10 protein-coding genes are annotated in these 16981 nt (G+C 52.8%); 2 read left to right on the top strand and 8 right to left on the bottom strand.

Annotated elements, in window-relative coordinates; genetic code table 11:
- Positions 1 to 20: 20 nt before the first annotated feature.
- The 3 genes from BLQ88_RS13380 to BLQ88_RS13370 all read right to left on the bottom strand — a co-directional run bounded on the left by BLQ88_RS13380 (position 21) and on the right by BLQ88_RS13370 (position 3412).
- Entirely contained in the window at positions 21 to 1493 is a 1473-nt protein-coding gene (locus BLQ88_RS13380) for a M56 family metallopeptidase (RefSeq protein ID WP_176884987.1), read from the bottom strand.
- The gene (locus BLQ88_RS13375) at positions 1483 to 1863 is read right to left on the bottom strand and encodes a BlaI/MecI/CopY family transcriptional regulator (RefSeq protein ID WP_090150477.1); all 381 of its coding nucleotides are present in this window, start codon (positions 1861 to 1863) and stop codon (positions 1483 to 1485) included. Before BLQ88_RS13375 ends, BLQ88_RS13380 begins: the two co-directional genes overlap by 11 nt.
- 94 nt (positions 1864 to 1957) lie before the next feature.
- Positions 1958 to 3412 carry a serine hydrolase domain-containing protein gene (locus BLQ88_RS13370; RefSeq protein WP_143016843.1) on the bottom strand — a complete coding sequence of 485 codons (1455 nt, stop codon included), beginning with the start codon at positions 3410 to 3412 and terminating at the stop codon, positions 1958 to 1960.
- Between the two features lie 506 nt (positions 3413 to 3918).
- On the opposite strand from BLQ88_RS13370, the gene BLQ88_RS13365 reads away from it, so the two are divergent.
- On the top strand, positions 3919 to 6957 hold the full coding sequence (locus BLQ88_RS13365; RefSeq protein WP_090150471.1) for a SusC/RagA family TonB-linked outer membrane protein: 3039 nt from the start codon (positions 3919 to 3921) through the stop codon (positions 6955 to 6957).
- Positions 6958 to 6978: 21 nt separating this feature from the next.
- Entirely contained in the window at positions 6979 to 8529 is a 1551-nt protein-coding gene (locus BLQ88_RS13360; protein WP_090150469.1) for a RagB/SusD family nutrient uptake outer membrane protein, read from the top strand.
- A gap of 73 nt (positions 8530 to 8602) precedes the next feature.
- On the opposite strand, the gene BLQ88_RS13355 is transcribed toward BLQ88_RS13360, so the two are convergent.
- From BLQ88_RS13355 to BLQ88_RS13335, 5 genes are all read right to left on the bottom strand, one after another.
- Positions 8603 to 9949, bottom strand: coding sequence for a Gfo/Idh/MocA family oxidoreductase (locus BLQ88_RS13355; RefSeq protein ID WP_090150466.1), 1347 nt, complete (start codon positions 9947 to 9949; stop codon positions 8603 to 8605).
- A 3-nt stretch (positions 9950 to 9952) separates the two neighbouring features.
- On the bottom strand, positions 9953 to 10672 hold the full coding sequence (locus tag BLQ88_RS13350) for a 3-keto-disaccharide hydrolase (RefSeq protein WP_090150462.1): 720 nt from the start codon (positions 10670 to 10672) through the stop codon (positions 9953 to 9955).
- On the bottom strand, positions 10672 to 12192 hold the full coding sequence (locus BLQ88_RS13345; RefSeq protein ID WP_090150459.1) for a RagB/SusD family nutrient uptake outer membrane protein: 1521 nt from the start codon (positions 12190 to 12192) through the stop codon (positions 10672 to 10674). Before BLQ88_RS13345 ends, BLQ88_RS13350 begins: the two co-directional genes overlap by 1 nt.
- Positions 12193 to 12217: 25 nt before the next feature.
- Positions 12218 to 15610 carry a TonB-dependent receptor gene (locus tag BLQ88_RS13340; RefSeq protein WP_090150456.1) on the bottom strand — a complete coding sequence of 1131 codons (3393 nt, stop codon included), beginning with the start codon at positions 15608 to 15610 and terminating at the stop codon, positions 12218 to 12220.
- Between the two features lie 303 nt (positions 15611 to 15913).
- On the bottom strand, positions 15914 to 16978 hold the full coding sequence (locus BLQ88_RS13335; protein WP_176884986.1) for a FecR family protein: 1065 nt from the start codon (positions 16976 to 16978) through the stop codon (positions 15914 to 15916).
- Positions 16979 to 16981 lie beyond the last annotated feature (3 nt).

Genomic DNA, 16981 nt, shown 5'->3' with positions numbered 1-16981 from the left:
TTTGATAAAAAAAGAGACTATTACAAGGGCTTTTGGACGACAAATTCGATGTCCACGTACCGTTTCGCGCCAGCGAATTCAACCGGCCGGGGATAAGGGTTGATATTCACACTATCTGGATTGACCAGGCCGCTCTTTGCCATTTTTTCCTGGGATGAAATGAGCAGCGACCGGTTGAAAAGCTGGCCTTCTTTTACTTCCACGAACGGTTTCACCTGATCGGTCAGCGACTTTTCGCCGTTTTTAGCTTTTAAAGTGACCTTGTTGACCCAAACCTGCTCGTCCTCCGAAACATTTACGGTCAGCTCAATCTTTCCATCCACCACTTTTTCCTGAATATCCGTGTGGAAGAAGAGATAGCCGTTGTCCATGTAAAGGCTCGTCACCGACTTTTCCAGCGGTTCCCGGTACAGGCTGCTTTCAAATGCGCGGCGATCGTATTTGTCGCCCGGCTTCAACGTTAGCAACGCACTCAGTTCCTCATCGGAATGTACCTTGTTGCCAGTCCAGGAGATTTTAGAAATGACCGGGCCGGACGCGGGCCCGATGCTCTGGGGATTTGCGGGGGCCTTTTTGTCCGTATCGACGCAGGCCGAAACAAACAGGGCGGCAGCACAGGCCGGGGCAAGCAAAAACAGCTTTAAGCGTTCCATAGGTTTGGTTTTTGGTTTGTTTAACATGACTATCCGACGAAAAAATTGAGAATCCGAAAACGGGTGACTCACACGATTGCACGGCGTTTTACTTGCCAATGCTACTAAAAGCTCCTGATAATCTGCGGTTTGTGCGTGAGGACCGGTAGCCCACCGGTCCGCCAGAAACTCGTGCACATCGCGCAGGTGCCGCGAGAGCTTCCTCACCAGCGGGTTGAACCAGAAAATGGCGGAAACAACTTCGAAAAACACATTATCGACGCTATGTTTTTGCAACGCATGCCCTTCCTCATGCCGCTGCACACTCGCGAATTGCTCTGGTGCTAACGATAATGTATGTACGTTCAGAAAGATATTTTTGCCGAATGAAAACGTCGGGAGAAGAGATTGTACCCAGACATCCGCAATGGAATTACTACTTAGCAAGCGCGATTGCGATCGGATCGTTTTCAACTGCCACAATGCTTTGAATGACCGGGCGAGTACTGCGGCAAAGCCAGCCCAGTACATGACCGCCAAAAATGTCCACAACCATTCGTAGGATTGCGTTGCATGCGCCTCATTTGCGACGGAACCACCTGCCGGAGCCGACGATATCGGAAGCGAAGAAATACTAAACCGAAGGTTTGTAGCCAGATTATCCGGAGCCACGAGTCCCTGCGTTACGTGCGGGGATACCAGCGGGAGCGCCATGCAGACGCAGGTACCCGCGACGAGGATCCAGCGGTTCAGCGCGAAAAACGTCCAGTTGCGGAAAAAGCAGACAAATGCAGCCCACAAGATCGCGAGCGACAACGAAGCCGCGAGCAGCCACGAGAAAAAGGCGGGGTTACTGAGCATCTTCACCTCCCGGTTTAGTCTTATTAATCTCAGCAACAGCCTTTTCGATTTCTTCCTGCGAAAGGTCCTGTTCTTCCAGCATATAGGAAAGCACGTTTCCCGACGCCCCATCAAAATAATTGGCGACGAAGTTCCTGAATGTGAAGCTGCGGTAGGAGAGCTTCGAAATCAGCGGAAAATATTCGTGCGTTTTGCCGTAGGCCTTGTGCCCGATGAAGCCTTTCTTTTCGAGAATGCGGATCAGCGACGATACCGTATTGTAAGGCACGGCCGGTTCACCCAGCCTGTCGATGACATCCTTCACAAACCCGCTTTTCAGGTCCCACATGACCTGCATGATTTTCTCTTCTGTTTTCGTCAAAGTTTCCATGACGTAAACATATAACGGGTTTATCAGTTTTGCAACTAATTTTTCAGTTTTAAAACTTATTTTTCAGTTAATATAGGTATTTCAATGAGTTATACTAAAATTCGGGCAAGATGATGTTGCTGACTTCTCTCCAAGTAATGCTGTGCGAGCCGTCGTTATCGGTAGGGTTGTGATGGAATGTCAGTATCACCAGGTCGAGGTCGGGAACGATGTAGAGCATCTGGCCGCCGTAGCCGGACGCAAATATTAGCGGCAGCGCGTTGGCGCCCCTGCGGGAAACGGCACGCCACCATTGGTAGCCATAGCCAAAGTCTTTGCTACCCTGGGTCGTAGGCAGTATAAACGCTGTGCTCTCACTGATCCAGCTTTCCGAAACCACCTGCCGGCCGTTCCATTTTCCACTGTCGAGCACCATTTGGCCGATTTTCAGTAAATCGCGTGGCCTGAGAAATAATCCGCCGCCGGTATGGACCTTGCCGCCCATGGTCGTCCAGGCAAAATCGTTTATGCCGAGGTTTTTGAAAAGGGTTTCCCGGGCGTAGTCGTTGGCCGGTTTTCCGGTGGCTTGCAGTACCACGCCGCCCAAAAGCATGGACAGGCCGCTGTTATATTCAAACCTGCCGCCGGGTTTGTCCACCGGGTCAGGATTTTTAGTCAATACATATTTATAAAGGTCGCTGCTCTGGTTCATGCGTACGGCGTCGTTTTCCGGGTTGGAGTAGGGGATATCCTCTTTCCAGTCGAGGGCGGCCGACATGGTCAGCGCATGGCGTAGTGTGGCGTTCGTGCGGATGGAATCGGCATACTTCGGGAAATAGTTTCTCAATGGCTCGTCGAGATTTCCGATCAATCCCTGGTCGCGTGCGGTGCCTATCAGCAGCGAGTTGACACTTTTCGTAACCGATTGAATGCTATGCAGCCGGTCGCGGCCGCCCAGGTAAAAATATTCTTCGAGTATCAGCTTGCCATGCTGCGCCACCAGGAATGCGTCGAGACCATGGTATTTCCCTTCCAAAATTCTTCCAAACAACTCATTCAATGGTTTCGAACCGATCACCGACCGGGGCATCGGCCCCACTTGCCAGCCATCGCCGGTTGCTTGCGGGGGCTGGTACTTCCAGGTTGTTACCGGCAGCCCGTCTTTGTCGCGCCGGGCCGGTACCTGCGCCGACCAGCGCGCAACCCTTTTTAGGGTGAGATTTTCAGGCATTTCGCCAGGAACGGTCAGAATGCCTTTAATCGCATTATTGTCCTTGGAAATCTCCCCTTTGAACGATGCGCCTGCGCCGAGGTTCAGATCGATTTTCGGGCCTTTCACCTGCACGGCCGGAAATTCACCTGCGCCCATCATCTCCGGCATTTCGAAGCGGCCACTCCATTTCCGGGATAGGATATCCTGTTTCAGTTGCATGTCCAGGGCACTTTTAAACCCGGGCACCATTTCGAATTCGGTGTGCCAAATGCCGGTCAGGTCCTCGTCGGTGCCGGAGCAGGCGGCGGTAAATAGCAATATCCAAATGAGCTTGCCGTATTTGTAAAGTGTTTTCAAAGGCTGATACGATCGGTGACAATGCGAAATGTAACGAATTAAGGGAAGAAATAAAACCTGTTGCGAGCCGAAATTTGTCACCGCTTTTTGCACTTCTCCAATGTCAATTTTGTACAATATTCTGATAAAATCGAGTCGGTATAAAAATGTGGGGGAAAACGTCCGTTTTTGAACACTTGTTATTGCATTATCGGAGCCATTTATATTAATTTACCATCTGTTAAGCGCTTAAATTTTATTGGTTATTTAAATAATGCTATATATATCGACATAACTTTACTTTCTCCCCCGAAACAGACAAAGTGGCGGTGTGCTTAAATCATACAATCCCATTTTGCATATCTGACCTCCTTATCGTGTAAAAAACCACGCGCTGGCCGTAGCGTGACACGGTATTTATTGCCCAATGCCTAACTAAAACCAAAACTAGAAACCTATGTATGCTTCTCCCTGACTGCCATTCGAATGGCTCGACTCTTTATTTAATTCAAACGCTAACTAATTTTATGATGAACCTATCTCTGCGACTTTTTCGCCCCGGCGAAAAGAACGCGCATCGCCCCGTGTCTCTCGGCAAGAGAGGGCTGAGCGCGTTAATCATGATTTGTACTTTACTCCTGAGCAACGTCTACGCACAGGATATATCCATTAAAGGAAAAGTTACGGACAACAAAGGCAATGCACTGCCTGGTGTTTCCATTACTGTCAAAGGAACCAGCAAAGGCACTTCCACCGACATGGAAGGCGGCTACACGCTGTCGGCACCGCCGGCATCTACACTGGCTTTCAGCTTCATCGGTTTTGCTCCCAAGGAAGTGGTGGTAGGCAGCGAATCGACTATCAACGTGGTGATGGACGATGACGTGAAGGCTTTGGAAGAGGTCGTGGTGATCGGTTATGGCTCTGTCAAGAAAAAAGACGTGACAGGCTCGGTCGTTTCGCTGCAACCCAAAGATTTCAACAAAGGGGTGATCACCGCGCCGGACCAGCTCATCCAGGGCCGTACGCCGGGGGTGATGGTGATCAACAACACCGGCCAGCCGGGTGGTGCTACCACAGTGCGTATCCGGGGTAATTCCTCGATCCGTGCCGGTAACAACCCGCTTTTCGTGTTGGACGGTATCCCGCTTTCGGGTAGCTCGGCACGTCCGGGTGGTAGCGGCGGTTTCGGATCGGATGGCGGTAACCCGCTCGCGTACCTGAACCCGAACGACATTGCCAGCATGGATATCCTCAAAGACGCTTCGGCAACGGCCATTTACGGTTCGCGCGGTGCCAACGGGGTGGTTATCATTACCACCAAAAGAGGTGCTTCCGGTGCGCCATCGGTTAGCATCAATGCATCAACGGGCGTATCGAGCCTTTTGAGAAAGCCGGAAGTGCTCAGCGCCGACGAATTCCGTGAGGCGGTTCAGTATTACGCGCCAAACGATGTAAAAGGAGCTGATTTCGGCAGCAATGTGAATGCATTCGATGAAATCACCCGCGTTGCGCCGGTGCAGAACTACTCGATGGCCATCACAGGCGGTACCGACAATGGCAAATACCGCGTTTCGGCAGGTTATATGGACCAGAAAGGGATCATCGAAACTTCGCGCCTCAAAAAGTATACGGCCAGCATCAACAGCAGCTTCAAATTCCTGGAAAGCAAAAGACTGGGGCTGGATTTCAATGTATTGTTCACGCAAACCAACGAAAACCTGGCGCCGATCGATGTGGGTGTAGGTTTCGAAGGAAACGTGATTTCGCAGGCATTGACGTGGAACCCGACCCGTCCGCTGCGTGTGAATGGGGATTCGCTTACCTACGTAAGCCCGTCGACGATCAACCCGCTGGCGTCGTTGAAAGCTTACAAGGACGTTGCCGTGGTGAACACGACCGTGGCGAGTATTGCGCCGTCGTACAAAATCACCGACGACCTGGAATACAAGCTGGTGTATAGCATTACCCGCCAGACAGGTACGCGGAAAGGGCGGTATATCCGGGGCATGATCGACCCGGCGCAGATCAAAAACGGTTTCGCATTCATCGGCAACAACTCTGAGACGAACCAGCAGCTGACCCAGACGCTGAGCTATAACAAGGATATCAGCAAAGACCTGAACCTGAATGCAGTAGCGGGTTACGAGTTCCTGGATTATGCCAACAGCTGGAACTCCCTGAGCGGTAGCGGATTTACCGATGTAGGCCTTGATTTCTACGATTACCTGAGCTATTCGGTAGCCAGCAACCGGGGCATCAACTCGTTCAAATCGCCTACGAACCAGTTGCAATCCGTATTCGTGCGTGTGGGTTTGAACTACATGGATAAGTACCTGTTTACCGGTACAGTACGCCGCGATGGTTCTACCAAATTCGGTGAAAACAACAAGTATGCCAACTTCCCTGCGGTAGCATTGGCATGGAACGTTTCAAACGAACCGTTCCTGAAAGGCAACGGCACGGTGAACAACCTTAAAGTACGTCTGGGCTGGGGTAAAACCGGTAACCGGGAGTTCGATTCGGGTGCGTCGCGCGACAGATATGTGTTTGGTACACAGAGTATCAGCCAGGCCAACTTCGGTAACCCCGACTTGAAATGGGAGACTTCCGAAACATTCAACGGAGGTATCGATTTCGGCTTGTTCCAGTCGCGCATCGTCGGTTCGATCGACGTGTTCAGTAAAAAAACTACGGATGGTCTGTTCGAAAGAACACTCGCGCAACCTGCACCGAGCGGAAAAATCTGGGTGAACCTGGACGGCGAAGTGATAAACAAAGGGGTGGAATTGGCTTTGACCGGTACCGTGCTGGAAACCAAAGACTGGACCTGGAACATCTCGGCCAATGCTACTTATCTGAAAAACAGCGTTTCCGGCCTGCCAGGCTTCTATGAAACGGCTGCATTGAGAGGACAAGGCTTCTCAGGCGTTTTGGGACAAAGAATGGTCAGCGGTCAGCCGCTCAACGTTTGGTACCTTGCCAAATGGGCCGGCCTCGACCCGACTACCGGCACGAGCATGTACGAAGGCGCGGACGGCCAGGCGAGCACTTCGGTGGACCCTGCACAAAACAAGTTTTACGTACACAGCCCGAACCCCAAATACTTGTTGGGCTTCTCGACCGACGTGACCTACAAGAAGTTCTCGGCGGTGGTGAACATGAATGGTGCATTCGGCCATTACCTGTTCAACAATACTTTTGCCACTGTATTGGGTATCAATAACTTGTCTACCAAAAACATCGCGAAGGATTTCTTCAACAAGGATATCAAGGAGGCTACATCCAACTCGGCGGCACCTTCTACCCGTTACCTTGAAAAAGGGGATTACATGAAAATGTCTAACGTGACGCTGAGCTACCGCGTGGGTAACATCGGTAAGGCCTTCAAGAACCTGAACATTTCATTGACAGGCCAGAACCTTTTCGTGCTCACCGGCTACAAAGGCTTCGACCCGGAAGTGAACACCGACGGTTCCAATGGCGGTATTCCGTCCCTGGGTATCGAGTACATCCCGTATCCATCGGCGCGTACATTCCTGCTGGGCGTAAACTTCTCGTTGTAATTCATCAAAAACAAAGAAACTATGAAAATCAAATCATATTATGCGGCCATACTGAGCTGCGCCATGCTGTTTTCCTGCACCGACCTGGACGAAAAGCTGGGTAGCGCGTTGGAAAAAGGCACCACGGGAAATATCAACCCGGCCGAGCTGTTGATCAGCGCTTATTCTTCGTTGAACGGCCCTTACCAACAGGATAACCGCTGGTGCTTGCAGGAGCTTTCCACGGATGCGGCCGTAGCGCCTACGCGTGGTGGTGACTGGGATGATAATGGTACCCACCGGGCCATTCACCTGCACACCTGGAATGCGGATAACTCCTATATGAGTAACACATTCGGCGGGTTGCTGACGGCCATTTACCAGGCATCCAACGTATTGCGTTATGCGCCTTCTGCCCAGCAGGCGGCCGAGGCACGTTTTATCCGCGCATTGGCGATGTTCGATGTGGTGGATTTGTGGGGCGTGGTACCTTACCGCGAGAGCCTCGAAGATTTCCGCGAGCTTCCCAAAACGCTCAGCGCACAGGAAGCGATGGATTTCATCATCTCGGAAATGAACACGATCATGAAGGATCTTCCTGCAACATCACCGCAGGCGTACGTGGCTAACCAGAATGCGGCAAGGGTATTGCTGATGAAAGTTTACCTGAACAAGGGTACTTTCACGAGCCGCGAAAATCCCAAGTTCGATGCGGCGGATATGGCCAAAGTGGTGGCGCTGGCCAATGAGATCAAGGGTTATACCGTCTCCGCGCCGGGTAAGTACTTCGATAATTTTGCCCCGGACAACAATGTGAAATCGACCGAAAACATCTTCACGCTTTATAATGAAGAGGGTGTACGTGGCGGAGGAGTGGACAGGGCCTACTGGACTGTTTCGCATTACAACATGACCCCCGGCGGATGGAACGGATGGGCGACGCTTTCTAACTTCTACGACAAGTTCGCGGCAGGGGATGAAAGAAAGGGTATTTATTACAACTATCCGGCCGATACGACTTCCAACCGTACCAAAAACTACAAGATCCAGAACGTAGGTTTCCTGGAAGGACAGCAAACCAGCTGGGTGACCAACAAACCGCTGAATGCGCGTAACCCGGCAACCCAGCCGCTCGTATTTTCAAGGGAAATAACCATTCGCACGAGCGGTGCTACTTTGGAAACTGCGGGAATTCGTGTGATCAAATATCCGTTCGACTATGCTTCCAAAGGCCAGCGTAACAACGACTGGGTTGTGTACCGGTATTCGGATGTGCTGCTCATGAAAGCGGAGGCCATTCTGCGCGGCGGCACACCAGGTACAGCGGCTGAGGCATTGGCCACCGTTAACTCGATCCGCAAGAACCGCGGCGCTGCCGACCTGACGGCCCTTACGCTGGACGTTCTGCTGGATGAACGCGGAAGGGAGCTGTATTGGGAAGGTTGGAGAAGACAGGACCTGATCCGCTTCGGCAAGTTCCTGCTTGCCGGCCAGATCAAACCGGCTGATCCGGACCCGAAAACACTCGTGTACGCGATCCCAAGCCAGCAAATTGCGGTTAACAACAACCTGAAACAGAATATAGGTTACTAACAGTTAGTTTGGTGTAAATAAATAAAGTCCCGTAAATCAAGCATTTACGGGACTTTGTTTTTTAATTAATGAACTACACCACAGGGTCCCAACCTTTGGCGTACTCGCGCGACCAGAGTTTTTCCGCTTCCTTATCCCCGATAATGTGCCCGTTTTTGGGGTCGATTTTCAGGTCGCGGCCTACGCGCCAGGCGATATTGCCGAGCTGCATCGCTACCACGCTCTTGAAGCCCAGCTCCACGTCGCAGTTCGGTTTGCGGTTGTTGCGGATCGCGTCGAGGAAGTCGGCTACGTGGAGGTTATCCATGCCGAGGCTCGGGCTGGCGAGGTTGCGGCCCTGCATTCCGCCTTCTTCGGTTGGGGAATTCACTTCTTTGATGAGCTTGCCGTCGAGGTCGTACACTTTGTAGCTGTCGCCGCCGGTGTCGAGGCTGCCGTTTTCGCCGTAAAAAATAATCCCGCGGTCCTGGCCTTCAATTTTGCGGCCATTGGAGCTTCTCGATTCCCAGATCAGTGAAACGCGGCCCGGGTAATCCATCGCGATCACCTGCGTGTCCGGTGTTTCCCAGTCGTCTTTGAACTCGTAGCGTCCGCCTATCGAGCTGACACGGGTGGGGAAGTCTACTCCCAACCCCCAGCGCGCCACATCCACCTCATGCGTGCCGTTGTTGAGTGCTTCCCCGGTCCCCCAGTGCCAGAACCAGTGCCAATCGTAATGGATCAGCCCTTCTTTGTACGGCATACGCGGCGCCGGGCCCTGCCACAGCTCGTAGTCAAGCCATGAAGGCACCGTGCCGGGTTTCAGGTAAGTGGCCTTTCTTTTATTGGTATACCAGGTTTTAGCCAGATACACGCGGCCGATAATGCCCTGGTGCAGCTGCTTGATGCCTTCCGTGAGCACGGGCGCGGACCTGCGCTGGGCGCCCATCTGCACCACGCGCTTGTACTTGCGTGCAGCCTCGATCGCGAGCTCGCCCTCGCGCGGATTGTGGCTCAACGGTTTTTCCACGTACACGTGCTTGCCCGCCTGGCAGCCCATGATCGTCAGCGGGGCGTGCCAGTGGTCGGGTGTTGCGGTATATATAGCGTCTATGGATTTATCTTCGAGCACCTTACGGAGGTCTTTTTCCGATTTGGGGGTCAATTTTTGTTTGGCATCCATTACCGCCTGGATCGCTTTCGGGATCGCACGCTCGTCCACGTCGCACACGATGCCTACCTCGGTGTTCTTCTGTCCGGCGAATGTGCCGCTCATGCTTCTGCCCCGGCTGTTGACGCCGATGGTTGCTACGCGGATGAGGTCGTTGGCGCCGATAATGCGGTTATAGCTTTTCGCACTGAAACCCATAGCCGTACCGCCAATGGCAAGGCCCAGCGAGCCCGCGGCGGTTGTTTTTAGAAATTCACGTCTGTTAGCCATGACTTATAATGCTTTGATTTTAATGTTTTTGAATGAAACCTCGGCCCCGTGCTCCTGCAAAAGGATATGACCCTTTTCCACTGATCCGAATGCGGGCACGGCCTTATTGAATTTACTAAGTGCCACGGCGTCGGTATATACCTTTCCGCTGCGGGTAAATTCAAGGATTATCACGCCGTTGAGGTAATGCTGCACGTTTTTGCCTTTGGCCACAACGCGAAGCGTGTTCCACTGGCCGGGTGCATTCACTTTCTTTTTGGACTCGTCGGGCTGCATGACGTCATAGAAAGAGCCGGTAAGGTGGTTGGCCTTCTTGTTGTCCTCAGCCAGTTTGTCGTCCAGGATCTGATATTCGAAGCCCAGGTTACCGCCTTGCTGGTATTTGGTAAAAAAATATTTGAGGCCGCTGTTTCCTTCCGGCGCAATGTTGAAATCGGCTTTGAGGTCGAAGTCGGCGAACTCGCCGTCGCTCACGATATCACCGCCTTTGCCGTTCTTCTTGGTGGACAATGTGCCATTTTTAACTTCCCAACCGGCAGGTACGGGTTTGCCTGCGGCGGTTGCCCAGCCTTTGGTGGAAGTGCCGTCGAAGAGTAGTACCCAGCCTTCTTTCTTTTCTTTCGGAGTGAGCGTGTTGTCCTTTTGGGCAAATGCGGCCGGGACGAGCATCCAGGCCAGCATTCCGCCCGCCAGCACGCGTAGCATTTTGGAGTGCATTGACATTAGTAACCAGGGTTTTGTTTAATTTTTTCGGGATTGGACTGGATCACCTGCAAAGGGATCGGGAAGAGCAGCATATTGTCGCTCCACGTAGCCGGATTGAAACCATTCTGCTCTTTCTGCTCCTGGCTCATCACGGCTTTCGCGCGCTCGGTACGCACGAGGTCGAACCAGCGGTGATTTTCGAATGCGAGCTCGATGCGGCGTTCCTTTTCAATTGCCAGCAGGAAATCGGTGTCGGAGGTGAATGCCGGGTAATCGGGCAATGCACCTGCGGCGGCACCTGCGCTGTTGCGGGCGCGCTGACGGATTTTGTTCAGATAGAGGAGAGCCGTGGATTGCTGCTTGCCCTGGCGCACGAGCGCTTCGGAATAGAGCAGGTAAATGTCGGCCAGGCGTAATTCCGGCCAGTTATTATCGTTGTCGGGCGCGACGGAGAATGAAACGTCGTAATACTTTCTCACATACTTCTCATTGATCTGCTGCCCGCCCGGGTCGGATACGTAGCCGTCGGCCATCGAAATCGCTTTACGCGGATCGCCTTTCTCATAAGCCGCCGAAATAGACGGTGTAGGCGCATTGAAACCCGATTTGTCACCCACCGGAATCACCTCCTTGTTCGAAAACCGCGGCGCAAAATCGTTGCTCCACGGGCTGCCTGTCACAATAGGTGCGGGGCCGCCCTTTTTGTATTGTACTTCAAAAAGCGATTCGGCATTGTTTTCATTTTTAACGTCAAACACCGCTTTGTAATCGCTCAAAAGCGTATACTGCGGGTCATTGATCACTTCGAGCGCTTTGGCTTCGGCCAATGCGTAATGTGAAGCACCTTTTTTGAGCGGGTAACCAGCCATAAACATGTACACTTTGGCCAGTATGCCCTTCGCACCACCCATGGTAACGCGGCCGCGGTCGGCGGCGGCATAAGTAGCAGGCAGGTTAGCTTCCGCGAATTTTAGGTCTTCTACAATCAAATTGTAAATCTCCTCGACAGGCGTGCGGCCCATGGTGTAAGCTTCCTGGACGGAAATCTGCTTATCCACTTTGGGCACATCGCCGTAAATGCGCGCCAGCCAGAAATAGACCAATGCACGCAGGAAACGCGCTTCGGCTTTGTACTGGTTTTTAAGCTTCTCGTCGCGGAAAGTGACGGCGTCGATCTTGTCCAGCACAATATTGCTGCGCAGGATGGTGACGTAGCTGCGGTTCCACAGGTTGAGGATGTTCTGGTTGTCGGAAAGGAGCACGTCGCCGAAGTTGTCGATGGACGTCATATCCTTCGAGCTGCCCGGTACCCACGAGAAGGTGGTATTGTCGGAGCGGATTTCGCCGGTGTAAATGTAAAGCTGGTTGTACAAATCGCGCAGGGAGGAGTAGGGCGACATCACGGCCTGGTTCATATCCTGCTCGGTTTTGTAAAAGTTACCCGCATTCATATCGGAAATAGGTTGCAGGTCGATAAAACTTTCCTTGCACGACAACGACGAAGCGATCAGAAAGGCTGCTAAAATATATCTTTTCATAAAAATGAATTTTACCGGAAAATGATCAGAATGTAATGTTAAGCCCCGCAATGACGGTCCGCGCGGCCGGGTAGCCCAGGTAGTCGCCCCCGCGCGACAGGCCGTTGCCTTCGCTGCTGGTTTCGGGGTCGAAGCCGGGATATTTCGTGAAAGTGTACAGGTTTTGGCCCGTCACGTACACGCGGAGCGAGCGAACTTTAATCCGTTGCAGCATTTCACTATCGAAATTGTAGCCCAGCGACACATTGCGTATACGGAGAAACGAACCATTCTCCACCCAGTAGCTCGACGGCTCTTTCTGTAAACCTTTCGGATCGCGGTTAGCGCGCAGTACCTCGCCCGAGCCGGGTTCTTCTTCCGAGCGCCAGCGGTCTTTCAGTTTCGCGCGGCCATTGCGGTCGCCGTGGTAAATGCCGATCATCCGGTTAAAAAAGCTGAACAGTTTAGCGCCTTGCGAGCCCGTCAGCTGCACATTGAGGTCGAAGCGTTTGTAGGAAAAATCATTTCCAAAACCATAAATAAACTTGGGCTGGTTGCTGCCGAGGAATGTCTTGTCGGCGGCGGTGATCTGGCCATCCTTGTTCACGTCAATGTAGCGCGGATCGCCGGGGCGGTCGTTCACGAGGTGCGGTGCGGCGTCGAGTTCGGCCTGGTTTTTGAAAACACCATCATACTGGTAGCCGAAATAGGTCGCGATGGGCTGGCCCACGGTAGTAATGAAGGTGTTGTTCGCATTGGCTGCGCCCGCGTAGATCGGGCGGGCATCCGGGCCGAGCGCGAGGACTTTGTTCCTGTTAAACGAAATGTTGGCATCGGTCGACCATTTGAATGCGCCCACCGTGTTGCGCGTACGGACGAGGTATTCCATCCCTTTGTTCTGTACTTTTCCGATGTTTTGGAGCTGGGTAGCATAGCCGCTGATGGTCGGTACGGGCACGTCGAGGAGCAAATCGACCGACTTACTATTATAAAAATCAGCTTCCAGGCGTACACGGTCGCGGAAAAGGCCGAGTTCCAGGCCGAGGTTCCATTGCATGGTTTTCTCCCAGCCCAACAGTGGGTTAGGATAGTTCAAAGGGTTCACCGCATTCACGAGTGTGTTGTTCAGTGGATAATAATTAACCCCGGTGCGCGCGATGGCGTCGTAGTTGCCGATCTTGTTGTTACCCACCAACCCCCAGCTTCCGCGGATTTTGAGGTCCGAAATCTGGCTCACATTCTGCATGAATGCCTCGTTGCTCACACGCCAGCCCACCGACGCGGAAGGGAATGTACCCCATTTGTTTTCCGAGCCGAAACGCGACGAACCATCGCGACGGATACTGGCCGAGAACAGGTATTTGTCGTCATACGAATAGGTAAGGCGGCTCAGGTAGGAGATGAGCGAGTTGCGGTATTCGGTGCTGGTACCGCCTACGATCTGCCCGGCGCTGAGTGTGCGCACGGCGTCGTTCGGGAAGTTCTGCGCGCGGAGCTGGTTGTACTCGCCAAACGATTTCTGGGCGGTGTAACCTGCCAGGAGGTTGAAATTATGTTTTTCGGCCAGCGTTTTGGACCAGGTCAATGTGTGCTCGTTGAGCCAGTTGCCACCCAGCCAGGTTTCGCTGCGGGCATTCGCAATGCGCGGCGCGCGGGAGCCGTCGGTATCTACAAACGAAGGTTGATAGTATTTCAAACGTCGGTTTTCCAGGTTGGCATTCAGGCTGACGCGGTATTTCAGTCCCGGAATGATTTCATACTCTGCATAAACCGAGCCTATTACGGCATTCTTTTTGGTGAAATTCGTCACATTTTCGGCAATGCTCACCGGGTTGGCCACGTCACCCGCCCAGATTTCCGGGTTACGCACCTGCGAGCCGTAGGTGCCGTCCGCATTGCGCAGCGGGTAAATAGGCGGAAGGTACAATGCGTAGGCGAGGGGACTGTCCTTGCCATTGGCGAGGTCGTTGTTTTCGGAATAATAAGAGCTGATCGCCACGCCGAGTTCCAGTTTTTTGGTCACATTCGTCGTGATATTGGCGCGGATGTTGTAGCGTTTGAAATCGGTATTGATCAATATCCCCTGCTGGTTGGTATAACTTCCTGAAACGGCATAGCGTACCTTTTCGGAACCGCCATTCACTGAAAGCTCGTGCTTTTGGGTGGATGCATTACGGAAAATCTCGTCCTGCCAGTTGATATCCGGGAATTTGGAAGGGTCGTTGAATGCTTCGGGGATAATGTAAAAGTTAGAATTGGTGTATTTGGATCGCATTTCATTGCTATCGTGGATCGTATGCGCGGGGTCGCCGGGCATGGGCGTGCGGTCGAGCCAGGCCTGGTTATGGCCGTCTTTGAAAAACTCGATGTACTCGCGGGTATTCATCATATCGATCTTCCGCGATACCTGCTGCATGCCGAAGAAAGTATTGAACGAAACGGTAGGCGCACCGGCAGTACCTTTTTTAGTCGTGATAATTACCACGCCATTGGCACCTCTTGAACCATAAATGGCCGTGGATGAGGCATCTTTAAGCACCTGGATGCTCTCGATGTCGGAGCTGTTCACGAGCGAGAATGCGCTGCTGTCGATCGGGTAGCCGTCGACCACGTAAAGCGGTGAGCTGCTGGCCGAAATGGAGCCGGTACCCCGGATGCGGATGCTCAGACCTTCTCCGCCCGGTGCGCCGTTGGTTTGCTGCACCTGCACACCGGCCATTTGCCCTACCAATGCCTCGCCGTAGGAAACAGAGGCTTTGCTTTTCAGTTTATCAGCGGAAATGGTGGCCACGGCACCGGTCAAGTCGCCCTTTTTCAATGCACCATAACCAATCACGACCACTTCGTTCAATGCCTTGCTGTCCACCTTCATCGACACGTCGATCACACTCTGGTTACCGACGGTGATTTCCTGGGATACGTACCCGACGAACGACAAAACCAGCACCGATTCCGCCCCGGCTGCCTCGATGGAAAACTTACCCTCGATGTCGGTCACAGTACCGCGCTGCGTGCCTTTCTCGATTACGCTTACGCCCGGCAGGCCGGCGCCTTTCTCATCGGTAACCCGCCCCGTTACCGACACTTCCGCTTTTCGGGCCGCGTCCAGCCCCGGCGCGTTTCCCGATTGCAGCAGGATTTGCCCGCCTACGAGCCGGTAAGAAATGTTGTGCGGGCGCAGTACCAGGTTCAGCACCTCGGAAAGTTTGCGGTCGGTGGCCGCAATGCTCACCTTCCTTTCGGCCTGGATCGTGTTGGAACTGTAAACGAACTTGACGCTCGCGAGGTCCTCGATACGGTCGAGTACCTTGCGGAGTTCCTGGTTGTCGGCCTTGATCGAAATGGAATGGTCGAGCAGGTCCTGCGTGCGTACCTCGCGCGCAAAACCGACCGTGATGGCCAGGCCGATCAGCAGGGATTGAAGTAGGGTTATCCTCATAATATGTCGCAGCAGAGGATGAAGAAGTATCGGTTTTTTCATTAATTTTGGCTGTTTTGTTAAGGTTTTCGTAAAAGTTTTGGCAAAACCCCTCCCGTTCATCTTCGCAGATGAGGACCGGCCTGGTTCAGAGAGGGCATCGGAGTCGAAGGTGGTCTCAACACGTTCGGCTCTTTTTATTTTTTAAAGGGTACGGTTCAATGCATAGGCGGGGTAGTTTGGTTTTGAAAGCATTAAGGGTTTAGGAATCAAGCGTTTGTAAGGGGTTCAGGAATACAGGTTCGGTTTCAGTAATAGCAGTTTTCAAGGGCAACCTTTGCCGTTCAGGTATATTTTAGTGCCTTTAATGGTATACGTCGCATTCACCGAAGCAGCGATCAGCGCCAGCTGTGTAAACATCGGTTGCTTGTTGATATCGGCCGTAAACAGGCAGTTTTTCAACCGGTCGTTCGTCAGCACGATGTCGATGCCATAAGCCTTTTCGAGCGTTTGCGCGACGTTGCTTAGCCGGGTATCATCGAAAACGAATGCATTTTTATAATGATCATCCACGATCGGGCGCTTCACGAGCATTGCGGCGAAATTTTTGCTGTCGGGCAGGTATTTCACGCTTTGGTTACGGCTCAGGATCACGCCCATGGCCAGGTCGCCGGAAGCTGCCTCTTTTTCTTTATCTTTTTGAAAAACAGATACTTTACCTGTCACCACCGACACTTCCACACCTTTGCCGGCCGCGGGCCTGTTCACCCAGAAACTGGTTCCCAGCACCTTGGTGGTGATCTCGCCCGTGTACACGAGAAACGGCTTCCGCTCGTCCCGCACCACCTCGAAAAATGCTTTTCCTTTCAGGTAAATTTCGCGCTTATTGTTCTGAAAATCAGCTGCATATTTAACCCCTCCCTGCGGTTGCAGGCTCACACGCGAGCCGTCGGGCAGCAATACCCACATCGGCGCATTGGTCGTGTTGGTTTTGGAAATGAGGTTGTCCGACGCCGCTTCGGAGAGCTGGTCATCCGCGTCGCCTGCATTGCGCCGGCTCCACTGGTATCCACCCCAGAGCGCGAGCACCAGTACTGCCGCAGCGGCGGCGGACCGCCATTGGAGCAGGAAATGCAATGGTTTTTGCTTTGAATGCGTCGTCGTGATTGTTTCCTGTTCTGTCCGCGAATGCACGGTCCGGGGCTGTCCAGTCCGGGACTGTATAGCCTGCCATAATCTTGCTTCCGTTTCTTCGGATTGGAGGTCGGCCATTTCGGCTGCGTCACCGTCAATCAATGCAAACCACTGATCTACCAGCCGCTCCTCCCGCTCGGTGCATTCGCCCGATCGGTAGCGGGTTAGTAACTGATGAAAATGACGTTTGTTCATAGG

Origin of the sequence: Dyadobacter soli (genome assembly GCF_900101885.1) — a bacterium.
In the GTDB taxonomy this organism is placed as follows: domain Bacteria; phylum Bacteroidota; class Bacteroidia; order Cytophagales; family Spirosomataceae; genus Dyadobacter; species Dyadobacter soli.
The sequence above is the reverse complement of the archived record's forward strand: the minus strand, read 5'-3'. Positions and strand labels throughout refer to the sequence as shown.

What these genes read in the sequence shown, in the direction of transcription:
- BLQ88_RS13360 (WP_090150469.1), top strand. Translation starts at nt 6,979, where the DNA reads ATGAAAATCAAATCATATTATGCGGCCATACTGAGCTGCGCCATGCTG.
- BLQ88_RS13355 (WP_090150466.1), bottom strand. Translation starts at nt 9,949, where the DNA reads ATGGCTAACAGACGTGAATTTCTAAAAACAACCGCCGCGGGCTCGCTG.
- BLQ88_RS13345 (WP_090150459.1), bottom strand. Translation starts at nt 12,192, where the DNA reads ATGAAAAGATATATTTTAGCAGCCTTTCTGATCGCTTCGTCGTTGTCG.
- BLQ88_RS13365 (WP_090150471.1), top strand. Translation starts at nt 3,919, where the DNA reads ATGATGAACCTATCTCTGCGACTTTTTCGCCCCGGCGAAAAGAACGCG.
- BLQ88_RS13375 (WP_090150477.1), bottom strand. Translation starts at nt 1,863, where the DNA reads ATGGAAACTTTGACGAAAACAGAAGAGAAAATCATGCAGGTCATGTGG.
- BLQ88_RS13335 (WP_176884986.1), bottom strand. Translation starts at nt 16,978, where the DNA reads ATGAACAAACGTCATTTTCATCAGTTACTAACCCGCTACCGATCGGGC.
- BLQ88_RS13350 (WP_090150462.1), bottom strand. Translation starts at nt 10,672, where the DNA reads ATGTCAATGCACTCCAAAATGCTACGCGTGCTGGCGGGCGGAATGCTG.
- BLQ88_RS13340 (WP_090150456.1), bottom strand. Translation starts at nt 15,610, where the DNA reads ATGAGGATAACCCTACTTCAATCCCTGCTGATCGGCCTGGCCATCACG.
- BLQ88_RS13380 (WP_176884987.1), bottom strand. Translation starts at nt 1,493, where the DNA reads ATGCTCAGTAACCCCGCCTTTTTCTCGTGGCTGCTCGCGGCTTCGTTG.